Source organism: Archangium violaceum Cb vi76 (assembly GCF_000733295.1).
GTDB lineage: Bacteria > Myxococcota > Myxococcia > Myxococcales > Myxococcaceae > Archangium > Archangium violaceum.
Genome location: NZ_JPMI01000108.1, coordinates 1 through 17,168 on the forward strand (window position 1 = coordinate 1; position 17,168 = coordinate 17,168).

Annotated in this window: 17 protein-coding genes; 6 read left to right on the plus strand and 11 right to left on the minus strand. The window is 69.4% G+C overall.

Annotated features, from left to right (window positions below; translation table 11 throughout):
- Window positions 1-63: 63 nt before the first annotated feature.
- The 4 genes from Q664_RS16530 to Q664_RS16545 all read right to left on the minus strand — a co-directional run bounded on the left by Q664_RS16530 (window position 64) and on the right by Q664_RS16545 (window position 4,264).
- Window positions 64-1,611: a hybrid sensor histidine kinase/response regulator gene (locus tag Q664_RS16530; RefSeq protein WP_052518230.1), complete on the minus strand. Its 1,548-nt coding sequence runs from the start codon at window positions 1,609-1,611 to the stop codon at window positions 64-66.
- A complete protein-coding gene (locus Q664_RS16535) occupies window positions 1,611-2,072 on the minus strand; it encodes a response regulator (protein WP_235216725.1) in 462 nt (153 codons plus the stop codon). The genes Q664_RS16530 and Q664_RS16535 overlap by 1 nt, the downstream gene beginning before the upstream one ends.
- 8 nt (window positions 2,073-2,080) lie before the next feature.
- A complete protein-coding gene (locus Q664_RS52175) occupies window positions 2,081-3,700 on the minus strand; it encodes a sensor histidine kinase (protein ID WP_075207452.1) in 1,620 nt (539 codons plus the stop codon).
- A 228-nt stretch (window positions 3,701-3,928) separates the two neighbouring features.
- The gene (locus Q664_RS16545; protein WP_043395760.1) at window positions 3,929-4,264 is read right to left on the minus strand and encodes a hypothetical protein; all 336 of its coding nucleotides are present in this window, start codon (window positions 4,262-4,264) and stop codon (window positions 3,929-3,931) included.
- Window positions 4,265-4,304: 40 nt separating this feature from the next.
- On the opposite strand from Q664_RS16545, the gene Q664_RS16550 reads away from it, so the two are divergent.
- Complete coding sequence (locus Q664_RS16550; protein WP_043395763.1) at window positions 4,305-5,624, plus strand: tetratricopeptide repeat protein; 1,320 nt, start codon at window positions 4,305-4,307, stop codon at window positions 5,622-5,624.
- A gap of 16 nt (window positions 5,625-5,640) precedes the next feature.
- Here the strand turns inward: Q664_RS16550 and Q664_RS52180 are convergent, their stop codons facing one another.
- The gene (locus Q664_RS52180) at window positions 5,641-6,456 is read right to left on the minus strand and encodes a class I SAM-dependent methyltransferase (protein ID WP_052518232.1); all 816 of its coding nucleotides are present in this window, start codon (window positions 6,454-6,456) and stop codon (window positions 5,641-5,643) included.
- A gap of 66 nt (window positions 6,457-6,522) precedes the next feature.
- Window positions 6,523-7,527 carry a class I SAM-dependent DNA methyltransferase gene (locus Q664_RS52185; RefSeq protein ID WP_052518233.1) on the minus strand — a complete coding sequence of 335 codons (1,005 nt, stop codon included), beginning with the start codon at window positions 7,525-7,527 and terminating at the stop codon, window positions 6,523-6,525.
- Window positions 7,528-7,606: 79 nt separating this feature from the next.
- Between Q664_RS52185 and Q664_RS16565 the strand changes: the two genes are divergently transcribed.
- From Q664_RS16565 to rd, 3 genes are all read left to right on the plus strand, one after another.
- Window positions 7,607-8,413 carry an SDR family NAD(P)-dependent oxidoreductase gene (locus tag Q664_RS16565; protein WP_043395767.1) on the plus strand — a complete coding sequence of 269 codons (807 nt, stop codon included), beginning with the start codon at window positions 7,607-7,609 and terminating at the stop codon, window positions 8,411-8,413.
- A 65-nt stretch (window positions 8,414-8,478) separates the two neighbouring features.
- Window positions 8,479-9,009: a zf-TFIIB domain-containing protein gene (locus Q664_RS16570; protein ID WP_160174420.1), complete on the plus strand. Its 531-nt coding sequence runs from the start codon at window positions 8,479-8,481 to the stop codon at window positions 9,007-9,009.
- Between the two features lie 9 nt (window positions 9,010-9,018).
- Window positions 9,019-9,186: a rubredoxin gene (rd, locus tag Q664_RS54110; protein WP_063934708.1), complete on the plus strand. Its 168-nt coding sequence runs from the start codon at window positions 9,019-9,021 to the stop codon at window positions 9,184-9,186.
- On the opposite strand, the gene Q664_RS16575 is transcribed toward rd, so the two are convergent.
- From Q664_RS16575 to Q664_RS54115, 3 genes are all read right to left on the minus strand, one after another.
- Window positions 9,183-9,791, minus strand: coding sequence for a DUF2378 family protein (locus Q664_RS16575; protein WP_043395772.1), 609 nt, complete (start codon window positions 9,789-9,791; stop codon window positions 9,183-9,185). The genes rd and Q664_RS16575 overlap by 4 nt on opposite strands.
- 166 nt (window positions 9,792-9,957) lie before the next feature.
- The gene (locus Q664_RS16580) at window positions 9,958-10,671 is read right to left on the minus strand and encodes an alpha/beta hydrolase family protein (protein WP_052518234.1); all 714 of its coding nucleotides are present in this window, start codon (window positions 10,669-10,671) and stop codon (window positions 9,958-9,960) included.
- A 121-nt stretch (window positions 10,672-10,792) separates the two neighbouring features.
- Window positions 10,793-11,167, minus strand: coding sequence for a nuclear transport factor 2 family protein (locus Q664_RS54115; RefSeq protein ID WP_075207453.1), 375 nt, complete (start codon window positions 11,165-11,167; stop codon window positions 10,793-10,795).
- A gap of 251 nt (window positions 11,168-11,418) precedes the next feature.
- Here Q664_RS54115 and Q664_RS57770 point away from each other — a divergent pair, with 251 nt between their 5' ends.
- Entirely contained in the window at window positions 11,419-12,606 is a 1,188-nt protein-coding gene (locus Q664_RS57770) for an ATP-binding protein (RefSeq protein WP_152622136.1), read from the plus strand.
- Window positions 12,607-12,616: 10 nt separating this feature from the next.
- On the opposite strand, the gene Q664_RS16600 is transcribed toward Q664_RS57770, so the two are convergent.
- Window positions 12,617-13,912: a M16 family metallopeptidase gene (locus Q664_RS16600; protein ID WP_043395781.1), complete on the minus strand. Its 1,296-nt coding sequence runs from the start codon at window positions 13,910-13,912 to the stop codon at window positions 12,617-12,619.
- Window positions 13,909-15,450 carry a sensor histidine kinase gene (locus tag Q664_RS16605; RefSeq protein WP_043395784.1) on the minus strand — a complete coding sequence of 514 codons (1,542 nt, stop codon included), beginning with the start codon at window positions 15,448-15,450 and terminating at the stop codon, window positions 13,909-13,911. The genes Q664_RS16600 and Q664_RS16605 overlap by 4 nt, the downstream gene beginning before the upstream one ends.
- A gap of 114 nt (window positions 15,451-15,564) precedes the next feature.
- On the opposite strand from Q664_RS16605, the gene Q664_RS16610 reads away from it, so the two are divergent.
- Complete coding sequence (locus Q664_RS16610; protein ID WP_084609967.1) at window positions 15,565-17,124, plus strand: Kelch repeat-containing protein; 1,560 nt, start codon at window positions 15,565-15,567, stop codon at window positions 17,122-17,124.
- The last annotated feature ends 44 nt before the right edge of the window (window positions 17,125-17,168 follow it).

Consider the following 17,168-nt stretch of genomic DNA (forward strand, 5'->3'; position numbering starts at 1 on the left):
AGGCCCGGGCACCCTCACCCTGACCCTCTCCCGAGGGGAGAGGGGATATCGGTCACGCCTCCCTCACGCCGTCCGGGTGGTGGCGTCCTCTTCCTCGCTCAGCGGCGGCATCGCGGCGAGCAGGGAGCGCAGCCGCTGGAACTCGACGGGCTTGTCGATGCAGGGCATTCCCGTGGTGGCCAGGAAGGCGCGCGACTGCTCCGTGAAGGCTCCGCCCGTCATGAAGATGACCCGGCTGGCCTGCTCGGGCGCCAGCCGCGACAGCTCCTCGTAGAACCGGGGACCGCTCATCTCCGGCATCATCAGGTCGCACAGGATGGCGTCGAAGCGCCGGCCCGAGGTCAGCAACGCCAGCGCCTCCCGGCCATGGCTGAGCACGAGCACCTCGCAGTGCGCCTGCAGCAGCCGCTGGAGGGCCCGTCCGACGACCGTCTCGTCATCGAGGATCAGCAGGCGCTGCTTGAGCACCTTGCCCGGGGCGGGCTTCTCGGGCTTCTCCATGTCGCCGTGGGCCGTCTGCAGCCGGAGGTGGAACACGGTGCCGCGCCCCACCTCGCTCTCCACCGAAATCTCCCCGCCCATCTCGTTGAGGGTGCGGCGGCAGATGGCCAGTCCCAGGCCCGTGCCCACCCCCACCGGCTTGGTGGTGAAGAAGGGCTCGAAGATGCGCTCGCGCAGCTCCGCGGGGATGCCCCGGCCGGTGTCGTGGATCTCCACCCGGACGTGGCTGGGCCCGTCCTGGCGCGTCACCACGCGGATCTCATGCGTGCTGCTGTCTCCATCGGGGATGGCGTCCGCGGCGTTGACCAGCAGGTTGAGGAAGACCTGGCCCAGGGGGGCCTCGCTGCCGAGCACCGGGGACACCGCCGTGTAGTCCTTCACGATGCGGGCGCGGTGGAAGATGTGGTTCCACGCCATCCGCAGCGACGAGTCCAGCACCCGGTGCACGTCCAGCGGGCCTCGCTGCTTCTCGTCCGGCCGGGAGAAGATCTTGATGTCGCGGACGATCTCCCGGATGCGCTCGGAGCACAGCATGCAGTCGCGCAGGGCCTGCTCCTGGTCCGCGGAGACGGTGGTCGAGCCCGCTTCCGGATTGAGCACGAAGTCCAGGTTGGCCATGAGCGAGGCCAGCGGGTTGTTGATCTCATGGGCCACGCTGGCGGCCAGCAGACCCAGCGACGCGAGCCGGTCCGACAGCAGCAGTTGCTCCTGCATCTTCCGGCGCTCGGCCCGGAGCGCCGCCTCGCGCAGCTCGCGGGCCACGGCGGGTCCCAGCCGGCTCAGCCGGTCCTTGAGGAGGAAGTCGTGGACGCCGGCCCGCATCGCCGCCACGGCGGTGTCCTCGCCAATCTGTCCGGAGACGATGAGGAAGGGCACGTCCAGTCCCCGCTGTTGCACCAGCGAGAAGGCGGCCAGCGCGTCGAAACGCGGCAGGGCGTAGTCGGCGATGATGGCGTCCCAGGGACCCGAGTCGAGCGCGCTCGCCAGCGCCTCGGCTGTCTCGACGCGCTTGTGGGTCACGTCGTAGCCGCTGCGCCGCAGCTCACGCAACACCATCAGGGCATCGTCCTCGAAGTCCTCGATGAGGAGCAGGTGGAGCGGTGTGGGCATCAAGCACTCCGTCTCGGGGTAGGGAGCTCGTTGAGGACGAGCCAGTACATGCCCAGCTGTCGCACCGCTTCGAAGAAGGCGGTGACGTCCACGGGTTTGTGGACGAAGCTGTTGACGCCGAGCTCATAGCCCTCCACCAGGTCCCGCTCTTCCTTGGACGAGGTGAGGATGACCACGGGCAGCGTCCGTGTGTGCTCGTTGGCCCGGATGCGCCGCAGCACCTCCAGGCCGTCGATGCGGGGCAGGTGGAGATCCAGCAGCACCACCTGCGGCCGGATGTCTGGATCCCGCTCCGCGTGCTGGCCCCGCACGAAGAGGTAGTCGAGTGCCTCGGCCCCGTCGCGCACGACGAACACCGGGTTGTGGATGTTGCTCTTGCGGAACGCCCGGAGGGTCATCAGCTCGTCATCGGCATTGTCCTCGACGAGCAGGATGATGCGCTGGTGCGAATCATACATCATGGCGGGTCTCAATGGCCGCCGGCCGCGCTGGCCACGGGAGGAGCCGCGGGCGCGGCGGGCTCGTGGAGGGTGAAGAAGAAGGTCGCGCCCTGGCCCACCCGGCCCTCGCCCCACACGCGCCCTCCGTGGCGGCGGATGATGCGCTGCACGGTGGCCAGGCCCACGCCGTTCCCCTCGAACTCCTGCTGCGTGTGCAGCCGTTGGAAGACGCCGAAGAGCTTCCTCTGGTACTCCATGTCGAACCCGGCCCCGTTGTCCCGGACGAAGTAGACGCGCCCACTCCCAGTTTCCGGCAGCGTGCCGAACTGGATCTCCGCCACCGGTTTCTCGCGGGTGAACTTCCAGGCGTTGCCCATCAGGTTCTCCAGCACCAGCCGCAGCAGCTGGGAGTCCCCGCGGTCCACCAGGCCGTCCTGGAGCTGGAAGCGCACGGTGCGCTCGGGCTGCCAGCGCTGGAGCTGCTCGGAGATGGAGCGCGAGATGCCGGACAGGTTGACGTCCGTCTCCACGAACTCGGTGCGGTTGACGCGCGAGAGCGCGAGGATGCCGTCGATGAGCTCCGCCATGCGCTGGGACGAGGCGCGGATGCGCTGCAGGTAGTCCTGGCCCGTGGCGTCGAGCTTGTCGGCACAATCCTCGGAGAGGGCGAGCGTGAAGTTGGAGATGCTGCGCAGCGGGGCGCGCAGATCATGCGCCACGGAGTAGGCGAAGGCCTCCAGCTCGCGGTTGGAGAACTCGAGCTGGGCGGTGCGCTCGGCGATGCGGCGCTCCAGCTCCGCGTTGAGCTGGCGCACCTGCTCCTCGGCCTGGCGGCGCTGGGAGATGTCGGTGATCATCGCCATGGCCCCGATGTACTTGCCCGTCTCGTCGTAGAGGGGGCCCGTGGACACCAGCGTCCAGAGCACCGAGCCGTCCTTGCGCACCAGGCGGAAGTCGTTGAGGACGGCGGACCTGCCCTGGCGCCGATCCTCGACGTACTGGTGCATGAGGGGGATGTCATCGGGGCAGATGACGTCGAAGAGCGCCTTGGTCAGCATCTCCTCGACCGTGTAGCCCAGCATCTGGCACAGGTAGCGGTTGGCGTAGACGGTGTGGCCGCTGACGTCCACCGTCCAGAGGCCCTCCTGCGCGGACTCCACGAGCAGCTGGAAGCGCAGCTCGGTGCGGCGCTGATCGGCCTCGGCCATCCGCTGCTCGTGGGTGTCGCGCAGGCTGAGGGTGACCCCGAGGATGTTCCCCTTGCTGTCGCGCACGGGGCGGGCGATCGAGTGGACGTGCCGGCCCTCCGGGTGCGTTGCATTGCGCATGAAGAGGTCCTCCTCGGGCGATTGCTCGCCGTGGAGGGCGCGGTAGATGGGCAGCCGCTCGGAGGGGCAGAGCGTCACCGTGTCCGGCAGGAACACGCCGTAACGATCGCTCCAGACCTCGGGCGCGTCGGCCACGAGTCCCACGCCCAGGATCTTCCGGGCCGTGTCGTTGAAGTAGAGCAGCTGGCCCTTCGCGTCCGCGACGGCCAATCCTTCCGCCGCGTTGTCGAGGATGGCCCGCAGCAGGGGCTGGTACTGAGGCTGGAAGAGGCTTTCGGCCAGCTCGTCAGGGGGCAGGGTCGAGGAAGGCGTCGCGGTCATGGGATGGGCTGGAATCCCGTCGAGCATAGCGATTCCCCGGAGCAGGAGTCACCCGGGCGGCGGGCTTCCACGGGCGGGCGGGCGGGTGCTTCACCCGCAGAGCGGGAACCCCGGTGAAAGGATGATCCAGGAGTCCCGGCCAGGCTCAATCCGCCGCGAACGGCCAGGCCCTCACGGCCCCCCGGGACGCTTCACGGAAAGGACGGGACACCCGGTGCTCCAGGGAAATCAGAGGTCTCCCGAGAGGGCGTCCCGCACGCCGGGTAGCTGGGCGAGCAACTCCAGCTCGGCGGCCTTCAAATGGGAGACGCGGCGGCCGGCGATGCGCTCGAAGTGGAGCTCGAGCCGGTGCTCGCCCTCGGCGTCGATGTGGCGGAAGAGGCGGGCGCGCCGGCCCTCCCGCACACAGGCGAGGATGTCCTGGTGGAGGCTCTTCAGCCGGCGGGACACCTTCAGCGCCATCCGACCCTCGGGGGTGTCGAACGTGTGGAAGTGCCGGTTGCGCGACAGGGGGCGCGCGGGATCATGGAGCCTCTCCACGAGGCGCCGAACGAATGGGTCCATCGACGCCGCAGGATAACATCCGCTACCCTGCATCTCAGCGATGCAATCGATATTTCCCCGCCTGCTCTACGTCCTGCCCCTGCTGCTTCCGCTTGCCTGCAAGGACCCGGAAACACTCTCCGTTCAAACCCAGGAGCAGAAGTTCCAGGCGAAGATGAGCGAGGGCCAGGCCCTGCTGGACAGCGGTGAGCCCGAGCAGGCCGCCAGGGCCTTCGAGGCGGCCTCGGGGCTGAGGCCCGACAACCCCGAGCCCCTGCTCATGGTGGCCGAGGCCCGGCGCCGGGAGGGCAACACCGGGGCGTCCATCCTGGCGCTCAAGCGGGCCATGACGCTCAATCCGGCGCAGGCGCCGGAGATCAAACGGAAGCTCGCCGAGCGCCACGAGCAGGATGGGCGCCTGCGCGAAGCCATCTCCTTGTTGCTGGAGCTGCGCGAGGGCGACGAGCTCGGGGACCTGGACGTCCTCAGGCTGGCGCACCTGCAGACGGAGATGGGGGAGCACCAGGCCGCGTTCAAGACGCTGGAGCGCATCCTGCGCGAGCGCCCGGACGACGTGGACGCCAAGGTGGTGGAGGCGGAGATCCTCCTGGCCAAGGGCGACGAGGTGCTCGCCGGGAAGCTGATGGACCGGCTCCTGGAGGAGCAGCCGGGGCTCACGGCGGCGCGGAAGCTGCGCGCCCGCTACTTCCTCCAGAGTGGCTACGCGGAGTACGCCGAGCAGGACCTGGCGGCGGTCCAGGGCGAGGAGGCCACGAAGCCGGACTTCGTCGCGCTGAAGGCGCGGATCCTCACGAAGCTCGAGCGTCACGCGGACGTGGAGGCGCTGCTGACGGCGACGGTGGCGAAGTACCCGCAGAACGCGGACCTCATCGCCCGGCTGGCCGAGACGCGGCTGACGCTGGGGAACAAGGCCGGGGCGCTGGCGGCGGTGGAGCAGGCGCTGAAGGCTCAGCCGGACTCGGCCCGCGCCCTCTATGTCCGGGGCCGGGTGCATGAGACGAAGGGGGACCTGAAGCGCGCGAAGGAGGACTTCGGCGCCGCGCTCCAGCACAATCCCCGGCTGGCGCCCGCGCTCTCGCGGATGTGGCGGCTGCAGGAGCAGGCCGGTGAGAAGGAGGAGGCGCTGGTCTCCGTGGAGCGGCTCGTGGACTCGGGTGAGGCCTCGCCGGAGGAGAAGGTGGGGCTGGCGAACCTGTACGCGCAGACGCGGCGGCGGCCCGAGCGGGGCCTGAAGCTCATCGCCGAGGCGCTCAAGCGGGACCCGGGCAACCCCGAGTACCTGGACATCCAGAAGGCGCTGAAGAAGGCCCTGCCCAAGAAGAAGTCGTCAGGGCCCATCATCATCCGCGGCCGGCGCTGAGTGGGGCCGCCCGTGGCTACGCGGGCGGACGCTGTCCCCAGACACCGAAGATGGTGGGGCCGTAGAACCAGGAGTTCGGATCCCCCAGGCGCTCGGAGTACTGGTCGAACTGCTCGCGCGTGAGCAACCGCATCTTCTCCGCGTACGGCCAGTGCTGCTCGCCGGTGAGCCGGTGGAAATCGGCGGTGGGCGTACCCCCGGAGAAGTAGAGCATCTCTCCCTCGGCGCTGACGTTCTGCAGCCCCAGCCGTTGGAAGGTGCGCGGCAGTGTCCGGGCCCAGTCCACGGCCGTGCCGGCGGCGCGTCCCATGGCGTGCATGATCTCCACCACCTGGAGGAAGGGCCCGGTCTCGTTCTGGAAGAGCGAGAAGGTCTCCATCTCCTCCAACAGCAGCCAGCCGCCCGGCTTGAGCGTCGCGACCAGCCGCTCCACCAGCTCCTCCCGCTCGGCCAGATGCTGGAGCACCATCCGCGAGTGCACGAGATCGAAGGTCTTCTCGGGAGGCCTCATCGCGCGGATGTCCTGCTGGTGCACCTCGAGGGTGGGCCCGGCCGCGTCGGCGACGAACTCGGTGTTCATGTCCACGGCCAGCACATGGCCGTGCGGTGCCACCCGGTAGCTCATCCAGCGCGCGATGGAGCCGCTGCCACAGCCCACCTCGAAGCAGCGCCAGCCCTCCTTGATGCCCAACCCCTCGATGCGCCGCAGGGTGATGTGATCCGTCATCCCCTCGATGGCTTGCAACCGTCGGCGCCCCTGCACGCCGGAGTGGCCCAGGTCCTGTTTGTAGCCCTGGATCTTCGCTGCCATCGTCTCGACCTGTGAGGTCATGTGGTCCACCCCAGATGTAATGGGGGCGCGAGCATAGCGTGTGGACCCTGGGCTTTCCGACCCCCCTCACAACACCGGCCCACTCCCCTCCGGTGGGATCCCCTTGCTTTCACTTCTGGACAGCACGACCACGTGGCCGGTGACGGGTTGACCGGCCTGCTTGCGCAGAGTCTCTTCCCGCTCCAACACCGGGTGAAGGTAGGCCGCGCTGGCACAACTCCGGAGGTACTCGAGGTGGTGGACGTAGCGCGCGGTGGGCTGGAGCCGGTACCCGGGTGCGGTGCCCTTCTCCACGGTGAAGGCGAACAGTCCACCGGGGGCGAGCCGCCGGGCCACGTGCTGGAAGAGCGTTTCCAGCGCGCCGAAGTAGACCAGCACGTCCACGGCGACGATGAGCTCGTGACTCGCCGTGGAGGCGGCGAGCTCCGCGGTGATCTCCCCGGCCCGGAGCACGTCGTACACGCCGCGCTCGCGCGCCTTGTCCAGCATGCCCGTGGACAGGTCGATGCCCTCGAGCCGCCGGGCGAAGGGCCGGAGGAGGGGACCCGCCAGTCCGGTGCCGCACCCCAGGTCGAGCACGTCCAGCTCCCGCCGTCCGCCGAGCACCGAGCGCACCGCGTCCATGAGCCGCTCGGGCGCGCGGTAGGAGAGGAAGCCGCGCAGGCTGTCGTCGAAGCTGGGGGCGTAGAGATCGAAGAGCGCGGCGACATGGGCGTCGGCCATACGCTCCGGCGGGGCGTCGCCGGTCTCGGCCGCTTCCATGTAGGCGATCGCCGCTTCCCGGGCGGGCTCGGGGATGCGCATCTCTTGGCAGCGCCGCTCGTGCAGGTGGCGGCGGAGCGCGACCACCTCGCTGGCGCGCCCGCCCTCCTGGAGGATGGAGATGAGCATCTTCAGCGAGTCCTTGTCGTCCGGCTGCTGGTCGAGGTGCTCGCGCAGCGCCGCCTCCGCCGCCAGCGGCTCGCGCCAGGACCACAGCACATGGGCCGCGTAGGTGGCGGGCACGAGCTCCGCCCCTTCGAATCCACACGCTTCCAGGCGCGCACGCCAATCGATGGGAGAGGGCTTCATGGGGTTCTCCCGGAAGGTACACCCGGGATGATCCACATGGCCATTGACGGCGGGCCCGCTCCCTTGGAAGCGTGGCGTCATGGACAACGTGGTGCGGGCAACCAGGTACGCGGTGGTGACGGGCGCCTCCAGTGGCATTGGCCGGGAGCTGGCGTCGCTGCTGGCGCGTGAGGGGTATGCGCTGGTGTTGGTGGCCCGGCGCACCGGACCCATGCGGGAGCTGGCGGATCAGCTCCAGCGGGCCCATGGAGTGCCCTCGGTGGTGCTGAGCGCGGACCTGGCCTCGCCCGAGGGCGTGCCCACCGTGGTGGACGAGCTGAAGAAGCGCCAGCTGGACGTGGAGGTGCTGGTGAACAACGCGGGCTTCGGCCTGGCGGGGAACTTCGAGGCGCTGCCGGCGGAGCAGCAGGTGGGGATGTTGGACCTCAACGTCCGGGCGCTCACCGCGCTCACCCGCGAGCTGGTCCCGGGGATGGTGGCGAGGCGGCGCGGGTACGTGCTCAACGTGGCCTCGCTGGCGGCCTTCACGCCCGGCCCCTTCATGTCCGTGTACTACGCGAGCAAGGCGTACGTGCTGTCCTTCTCCACCGCGCTGCACGCGGAGCTGAAGGGGCAGGGGGTGACGGTGACGGCGCTGTGCCCGGGGTACACCGAGACGGAGTTCGCCGCGCGGGCGGCGGAGCACCAGAAGGCCCGGCTCTTCAGCGGGCCCATGGGGACGAGCAGCGCGCGCCATGTGGCCGAGGCGGGCTACCTGGCCTTGAAGCGGGGCAAGGCGGTGGTGGTGCCCGGGCTCCCCAACCGCCTCTCGGCCTGGTTCATGCCGTTGGCTCCGCTGGGGCTGAGGCTGCGCATCGCCGGGTACATGAACGCGAGTGGGTCCTGAGCGGTGGGGCGCCCATGGCCAGCGGGGGCCTCCTGCCTCCAGAATGGGCCGGGGAGGAGCGTTCGATGAGTGGGGACAAGCGGTGCCCTTCGTGCCGGGGGCGGATGCAGCGGTTCTTCGCGGTCGGGGTGGAGCTGGACCGGTGCCGCTCGTGCCGGGGCGTGTGGCTGGATGCGGGGGAGCTCTCCGAGGTGCTCCTGAGGGACGTGTCGCCGCGGCCCGTGGCGGGCCGGAGCGAGCGCCCGTGTGCCTTCTGCTCGCGCCCGATGCGCACCGCCCGGCTTCCCGGCGGCGTCGCGGTGGAGACGTGCGAGCGCTGCCGGGGCATCTACATGGACGAGGGCGAGCTGGAGCACCTCACCTTCGGGACGGAGGAGTCGGCGCCGCTCGCCGCGAACGTCAACCCCGAGAAGCGGTTCTTCTTCTTCTACTGTGTGAGCTGTGGCGAGCGCTTCCCGCTCAACGAGGCGAGGAATGGAGAGGGCGGGCTGCACTGCCCGGGCTGCGCCCCTTCCGCGCAGCCGCCTCCCGCCGAGGAGGAGCAGCCGGTGAAACAGGTGGGCGGGTGGTTGAGCCGGTGGTTCGGCAGGAGTTAGAGAGACGGGATGAACAAGCGCTACCGCTGCACCATGTGCGAGTACATCTATGATCCGGCCGCGGGCGATCCCGACTCCGGCATCGCGCCGGGCACGCCCTTCGAGCAGATCCCCGACGGCTGGTATTGCCCCCAGTGCGGCGCGGGCAAGGCCGACTTCGAGCCGCTGGAGGATTAAGCGGCGGGGCGGCGCAGCACGTAGACGACGCGCTGGGCGCCGGGCTCGATGGGCTGAATCTCGCTCTGGGTGAAGGGCGCGCCGACCAGCTCCATCATCGCGTCCATGTTGCCGTGCATGAAGTGCGGGTCGATGCCCGGCGTGGAGCCCAGGGCGGCGTAGAACTCGGGCATCACCTCGAAGGTGACCTCGAGCGCGCCGTCCGGCAGGAAGCGGGTCCGGGCCGACAGGAAGTTGGTCCCCGACTGCAGCCCGCGTGAAATCCGGCCCAGCGAGCGCTCCCAGCCGAGCATCCGCAGCATGGCGAACACGGCCCGGCCCATGGTGGTCTGGCCGTACCCGTCCACCAGCTTGCGGCCAATGCGGTAGCGGGCCTGCTCATTGGAGACGTCCGGGAAGAGGACCTCCGCGCACACCCCGACGGCGGCGAACCACGTCGGCACCGAGTAGGCGACGAGGAACGGATGATCCAGGTCGATGCCGATCTTCTTGAGCCGTGCCCGGGTGTGGGAGTCGAGCCGCTCCTTGAAGGCGTGCTTGAAGAGGGCCTCCACCACCTGACTGAAGATGACGGGTTCCTTCCGGGTTACGGCAGCGGTCATCATCGAGCATCCCTGGGACGAATGGGCACCCTGCTCAGGATCTGGTCCTCATCCGTGGCCAGCCCGGCGGCAGGGTACCCCCTTGGTGGCGGCATCTACCACCATCTCCAGAGAATTGGTTCCCGGAGTTGTGTCCCAAGGTAGGACATCGTCCTCCCTGTTAGGGGGGCTACTGGATGAGGTCCGCCTGACGGGTGGCGGTGTTCCGGACGAGACCGAAGTGGCCCTCGGAGAGGGTGTAGCTGGCGTTCTCGTTGGTGAGCTGGCTGGAGTGGACGCCGTTCACGGTGCACACGCCGGTGGCGCAGACGATCTCATCCGAGTTGCTCTTGAGGGAGTAGATGCGGGAGGCCATGCGCTGGCCGTAGATGCCGGTGAGGAAGGGGCTCTTCACGGACAGGCCCCAGTAGCCGCAGGTGGAGGTGAGCACGTTGAAGGGGTAGGTGCCGCAGGTCCACAGGCCGCGGTAGCCGGCGGCGATCCCCACGAAGGCATCCACGCGGCCCTGCACGCCCAGGTCGAGGATGGCCTTGATGGCGAGCGTCACGCCCATGGAGTGGCCGATGACGTCGATCTTCCCGGTGCACGAGCGGGAGAGGGCCTGGTTGATGGCGTCGCGGACCGGGGTCTCCTCCGAGCCGGAGTGATCGTTACAGGCGGCGCACGTCTTGGAGCCCCAGCTGGGGCGGAAGATGTCCGCGGCGGCGTACCCGCGGGAGATCAGCGTGTTGTAGGTGTTGTTGTAGTCCGAGGGCTGGGAGGCGTTGCCGTGCACCAGCACCACCGCGTCCCGGCACGTCTGCGCGCTGGCGGAAGCCGCGGCGAACCCGACGACGAGGACGGACAGAAACCGCACTGCGCTCGACAGCCGCTTCAGCTCCATGGTGCTCCTCCGGGAAGTGCCGTCCTCCTGGGACGGCGCCGCCGGGGAGCCTTCATGAATCATGATTCAGGTGTCAAGTGCCAATTCCCGGATTCATGGAAAATGGCGAATCGCCGTGGGCTCACTGGGGCAGGGTGACGCTGTGGGCGAGCACCATCCGCCACTGACCGCCGCGCTTGAGGGCGATGTCGGTGAATGCGCCCAGGTCGGCCACGGTGGTGCCATCCTCCATCTGGACCCGGGCGCGCTGTCGGCCGAGGAGGACCCCGACGTCGCCATACGTGCGGACGTCCAGGTCCTCGGATTCGACCGACACGATGGTGCCGGGGATGGCCAGGATGGCCGCGACGAACCCGGCACGGTCGACTGGGGGGTTGCCTGGGACGCGGAGCTCGAAGCTCTCGTCCAGGATGCGCTCGAGCATCTGTCGATCCCGGGTGCGGATGGCGGTGAACATGTCCTTTTCGAGCTGGAGCAGCTGGGCCTGGTCGGTCATGTTCGAGGAGTCTGCCTGGCGGGTGGATCGAAATCCGCAGGCGGCGCACAGGCAGAGGACGGCGAGGAGCGCGAGTCGAGCGTGGGTTTTCATAGAGCCGAAAATACCGGTCTCTTCTGTGGACCCCAGAGGGCTTATCTGGAGGGCACTCTGGCTCATGTCGAGTCGGTTACCCGCGCGGCGTCACTTGCGTTGACTTGGCTCCGCTGGGTCGACATGGTTGTGCCATGTCGCCGGAGCGCCCGCTTCCCTTGTCCCTGGAAGATCCTTCGCCACTCTTGCAGTGGCTGAGTGGAACAGGACCGGAGCCGCAGCAGCTTGAGTTGTTGTTCCTTGCTCGCGTGTGGGTGCGTACGGCCATTGCGGTTGCACGCCCGGTCGAGGATGCCCGGGTCATTCTTCAAAGAGCTCGCGAACACCTGGAGCGTGGAGCAAACCCGGAGGTACTCGCACGCCTCTTTCCGGCCGGCAGCCGAGTGGACTTGAACCGTTTCCCCAGTGAGCGGGTCAATAGTTTCGAGAAGATCGAACCCTTTGCTCACGAGATCTCGAAAGCCCTCGTTCCCGAGCCAGAACTGGAGGACACACGGCTCACGCTCCGATACGTGGTCGTGGAACTTCTCCGGAATGTGGTCCAGCACAGCCATGCTCCAAGAGGTGGAATTGTTGCTGCGGACCTTTGGAACGAGGAGCGTGGTCGGCCGATGCTGCAGCTCGCCGTAGCTGACGCGGGTATTGGCATTCCGGCCAGCCTGCGGGCATTGCATCCCAACCTGTCGGACCCAGAGGCTGCGCTCGAGAAATCGCTCTGGCCTCATATCTCGGGGACCTTCGAGGAGGGTCTTACGGGCACCCAGCAGAATGCTGGCATGGGCCTCTTCTTCATTGCGGAGATGGCCAAGCTGACAGGCGGTACGCTGCTCATCGCGACTCGGGGGGCTACGCTCCTGTTGTCCGGTTGGGTCGACGAGGAGGGAAACCACGATCTGCGCTTCATCGAACCGCGTGGTATCGGTTTCCCTGGAACGCTCGTCGTATTCGAGCTGCCTGTTGGCGGCGTGGTCGACTACCCAGCACTCATTGAAACCATCAAGGAGCGGGCGAAGCAGCGCACCCCCCAGCGTGCCATTCATCGCTGGATTCGGTTCGACCCCGCACCGCCCGAGGCCACTGTTTTCGAGATCCAGAAGCAGGCGGAGAACACGCCTGCCGCAATCCAACTAGCCCAGAGCGAAATCACGCCGCGCATCCTCCGGCGCGAGCCGATCGTGCTCGACTTCAGCGGCTTGCGGATTCTCACGCAGAGCTATCTGCACTCCCTGCTCTTCGAACCCCTGCGGCTCGCGTGGGCGCTGCGCACGCCCATCTATGTGAGGAGCGTCGAGCCTGCCGTACGCAGCAACCTGGAGCTTCTGGAGAACTACGCGCTCGCCGGGTAGGCCTCGCCGTTCACTTGGACGAGGGCAGTCCCTCGGCGGTCTCGACGACCTTCTCCATGGCTTTGATCCCCTTGCGCTGGCCCACGGCCACCACGGTGAGGTTCTCCCGGGCGAAGTAGCGCCGGGCCACGTCGCGCACGTGGGCCGCGCTGGCGGCGTCCACCAGGTCCGCCCGGAAGCCGAAGGACTCGGGCCGGCGGAACAGCTCCGTCCCGCCGAACCACCCGGCCAGCTCGCCCGGCGCGTCCTGCGAGAACTCCAGCAGCATCCGGTGCCGCCGTTTAGCGCGTGCCAGCTCCTCCTCGCCCACCGGCGTGGTGCTCAGCTCGCCCAGCACCCGGAACACCTCCGCCACCACCAGCGACGCCCGGTCCGGTGCGCTCGCGGCCTCGATCTCGAAGATGCCCGCGTCATGGAAGGCCTCCAGCGAGGCGTGCACCGAGTACGCGAGTCCCCGCTTCTCCACGATCTCGAAGGGCAGCCGCGAGGACAGTCCGTCATCCAGGAAGCGCCGCAGCAGTTGCAGGGCGGGCCAGTCCTCGTGGTGCTCGGGGACGGTGCGGAAGCTGATGCGGAACTCCGTCTGGGCCTCGTCGTGGGTGACCACGTGCAGCCGGGGCCCGGCGGGCGTGGGCGGTGGCGGCAGATCGACGCTCTCGGAGCCCCGGGGCAGCCGGGCGAAGTGGCGCTCCACCCGCGCGAGCACCTCGTCGTGCTTCACCCGGCCCGCCGCCGTCACCACCATGTTGCCGGTGACGTAGTGGCGCGCGAAGTGCTCGCGGATCTGCTCGTGGGAGAGCCGCGAGACGGACTCCTTCGTGCCGGCGATCTTGAAGGCCAGCGCGTGGTCGGGGAAGAGCATCCGCTTGGACAGGTTGTCGATGTCGATGTCCCGGCCCTTCTCGTCCACCTCGTCGAGCATCTCCTCGAGGATGATGTTCCGCTCCACCTCCATGTCGGTGAGCCTGGGGCGGGTGAGCATGTCCCCGAGGATTTCGAGGCCCACGTCCAGGTGCGCCGGGTGCAGGGGGGTGTAGTAGTAGCCGTGATCCCTCGTGGTGACGCCGTTGAGGTTGCCGCCCACCTCCTCGACGGCGGAGTTCATCTTCACGGTGTCCGGCCAGCCCTCGCTGCCGCGGAAGAAGAGGTGCTCGAGGAAGTGGCTGACGCCGTTGTTGGCGGCCGTCTCGTGGCGGCTGCCGGTGCGCACGTACACCGCGAGCAGGGCGGTGTGCAGGTGCGGGGTCTCGACGGTGACGACACGCAGCCCGTTGGGCAGGACGTCGCGGTGGTAGGTGAAGCTCATGCGCGGGGAAGCCTGACGGAGAAGGTGGTGCCCTGGCCGGGCTCGCTCTGGCACCCGAGCGCGCCGCCGTGGGCCTTGAGGATCTGCTGGCTGACGGCGAGCCCCAGGCCCGTGCCGTCTTCCTTGGTGGTGAAGAAGGGTTCGAAGATGCGCGAGCGCACGGCTTCCGTCATGCCGCGCCCGGTGTCCTGGATGCGGACCTCTACCTCGCGCTCGTGCACGCGCGTGGTGATGGTGAGCCGGCCGCCGTCGGGCATGGCCTCGCGGGCGTTGCGCAGCAGGTTGAGGAACACCTGGCGCAGCTGGCCCTCGTCGGCCAGGGCCTGGGGCGGCTCCTCGGCGAGCTCGCGCGCCACCTCCACGTGGGCGCGCTCCAGCTCCTCGCGGGAGAAGTCCACCACGCTGGCCAGCACCTCGGTGACGTCGGTGGGCTCGAGGCTGGGGCGGGGAGGGCGCGCCATGCGCAGGTACTGCTCCGTCACCTCGGTGAGCCGGTCCACCTCGCGGGTGACGGCGGCGAGCAGCTCGCGCGACTCGCGGGCGTCCTCCGGGGACTCGAAGGAGGCGCGCTCGAAGGCGTCCTGCATCAGCTCCACGTTGAGGCCGATGGAGGACAGGGGGTTGCGCACCTCGTGGGCCACCTGGGCGGAGATGCGGCCCACGGCCGCCAGTTGCTCGGCGCGCATGAGGGCCTCGGCCTGGGCCTTGAGCTGGGCCTCGCGCGCCTGGAGCGAGCGGGCCATGGCGTCGAACTCGCGGGCGAGCACCGCCACCTCGTCATCGCCGCGCACGCCCAGCTGGGCGCTGTAGTCGCCCCGGCCGATGCGGGACACGCCCTCGATGAGGGTGCGCACCGGGCGCAGCGTGCGGGCGGACCAGGCGGTGGCGCCCAGGCCCACGCCGATGGCCAGCACGGACAGGGTGATGATGGCCAGGCCCGTGCGCCGCTCGCGCTCCTCCGCCCCGTCCACGCGCTCGCGGATGCGGTTGCCCAACGCGGCGCGCAGGAAGCGGATGTCCCGGCCGATGGAGGACTCCTGCTGGCGCAGCTCGGCGGTGGCGCGCGCCACCTCCTCCGCCAGGGGCTGCTCGTTGGAGAGCACCGTGAAGACGGCCTCCGCCGCCCGCCCGTAGGCCTGGTAGCGGTTGGCGAGCTCCCCCAGGCGCGACTCCAGATCCTGCACGAAGTGCACTTCCCCGGTGGGTGCCAGGGTGCGCACCTCGATGGCCCTCGCCTTCGCCGCCTGCAGCCGCTCCGTCATGAGCGAGGGGAAGTACAGCCGCGCCAGCCGGATGAGGGCCCGCCGCGTCTCCACGCTGCCCTCCTCGAGCAGGCGCTCGGTGTCCTTCTCCTGGTTGGTGTGGAAGGACTCGAGCGCGGCCGCGTCCTGCGACAGCTGGAGGTAGCCCTGGCTCACCAGGCGGATCTCCAGCCGGTTGCGGTGCAACTCGGCCACGCTGAAGAGCGACACCGCGCCGAAGGTGACGAGCACCACCGCGTAACCGAGGAAGATGCGGGTGGCGAGCGAGAGCTTCATTCGGGGGCAGGGGCCGCGTTGACCACGGCCGGAAGCCATCGCTACGCTCGCGACGGTCCGAGCGCAAGCCATCTTTGCCTGCGCCGTGGCCGGATACCGCAAAAGGGGAACACCATGGGCCGGAGTATCAACGGGTGGACCTCGTCCGCCCGGGGGGGCATCGCGAAGGGCAGGGGCCGTTCGCCAGGTTGGAAGGCAGGGGTGGCGGCGCTGGGGCTCCTGAGTGCCTGTGGGCCCTGGGAGGCTCGTTACGAGGTGAATCTCGTCCCCCAAAGCTGCGCGACCCGCCCCGCGCTGGGGAAGATCCGCTACCTGCGTTTCCGCGTCACGGGCCCCGGCATGGCGCCCGTGGAGCGCTATGTCCCGGAGGAGCAGGGCACGGCGGAACTGCCGATCGTCCCACCCGGGAAGGGGCGCGTGCTGGAGGTGCGCGGTTATACGGACCTGCCTCGCTCGGGGGGCCGCGTGGTGGCCCTGGGCCGCTCCCGTGCCTTCGAGGTTCCGGCGTCGGCCGGGGATGCGCGTCCGACCGTCTCCGTCGCCATCCGCCAGGTGGATACGTACACGTATCCGAGCACGGCCCAGGGGGCGTGTGAGTCGCTCGCCGAGCCTCGCGCGGCCCATACCGCCACGCTGCTCGAGGACGGCCGGGTGCTGCTGGCCGGGGGCTACCGGACCGGCCCGGACGGCGTGGACTCCACGGTGTCCTCGGCGGAGCTGTTCGATCCGATGACGGGCACGGTGACCCGGGTGCCGGCGCTGGAATCACCGCGGGCGTTCCACACCGCGACGCGGCTGCCGGGCGGCAAGGTGCTGCTGGCGGGTGGTGAGGTGCGAACGGTGGAGGGCGTGCTGCCCGTGCGGAGCGCCCGGGTGCTGGACGTGGCCCAGGGCACGTCCACCGAGGTGGAATTGGCGGTGGCGCGCAGTCACCACGCGGCGGCGATGGACGCGGGCGGGCGGGTGCTGTTCGTCGGCGGAGTGGGCGCGGGGGGCGAGGTGGTGGCGCGGGCCGAGGGGTATGACCCCGCGACGGGTCAGGTGTTCTCCGTGAGCACGCCGGTGCCCCGGGTGGGCATGGCGGCGATGCCGGTGCAGGACGGCCGGCGCATCGCCGTGGTGGGCGGCTCGGATGGAGCGGAGCTGCGGCCGGAGGTGCTGTTCTTCTCCTTCGAGGGTGGCTCCTTCGTCCCGGTGGGCGAGGGCGCCCGGCTCCGGGAGCCCCGGCGCGACGCGGCGCTCGTGCCGTTCGGTGGGCCGGAGCGCTTGCTGTACGTGGGGGGACATGCCTCGCCTGGCGGTGTGGAGGATGCGCGCCTCCTGGCCTCCTCGGAGCTCGTCTCTCCCGATGCGGCGACACAGGTGTCCCCGGGGCCCCAGGTGTTCGCCCGAAGCGGGCTGTGTGCAGTGGCGCTCCCGGATGGCCGCGTGATGACCCTTGGGGGCGTGCGCGGGCCCGTGAGTGACTCGCATGTGGAGTTGCTCGTCCCCGGTCGGGACGGCGCCGCTCCGGCCCTGCTCGGGTTGACGCCTCCGGCGCAGCCGCGTCATCAGCACTCGTGCACGGTGCTGGAGGATGGCGCGGTGCTCATCGCCGGTGGTCAGTCGGAGGATGGGAGCCAGCGGACGACGTTGGACGACCTTCTCGTCTACACGCCAGTTCCGCTGGACTGACGGACCCACGGTGGGGGCCCGGTGTGGTGCAACCCGGGACCCCC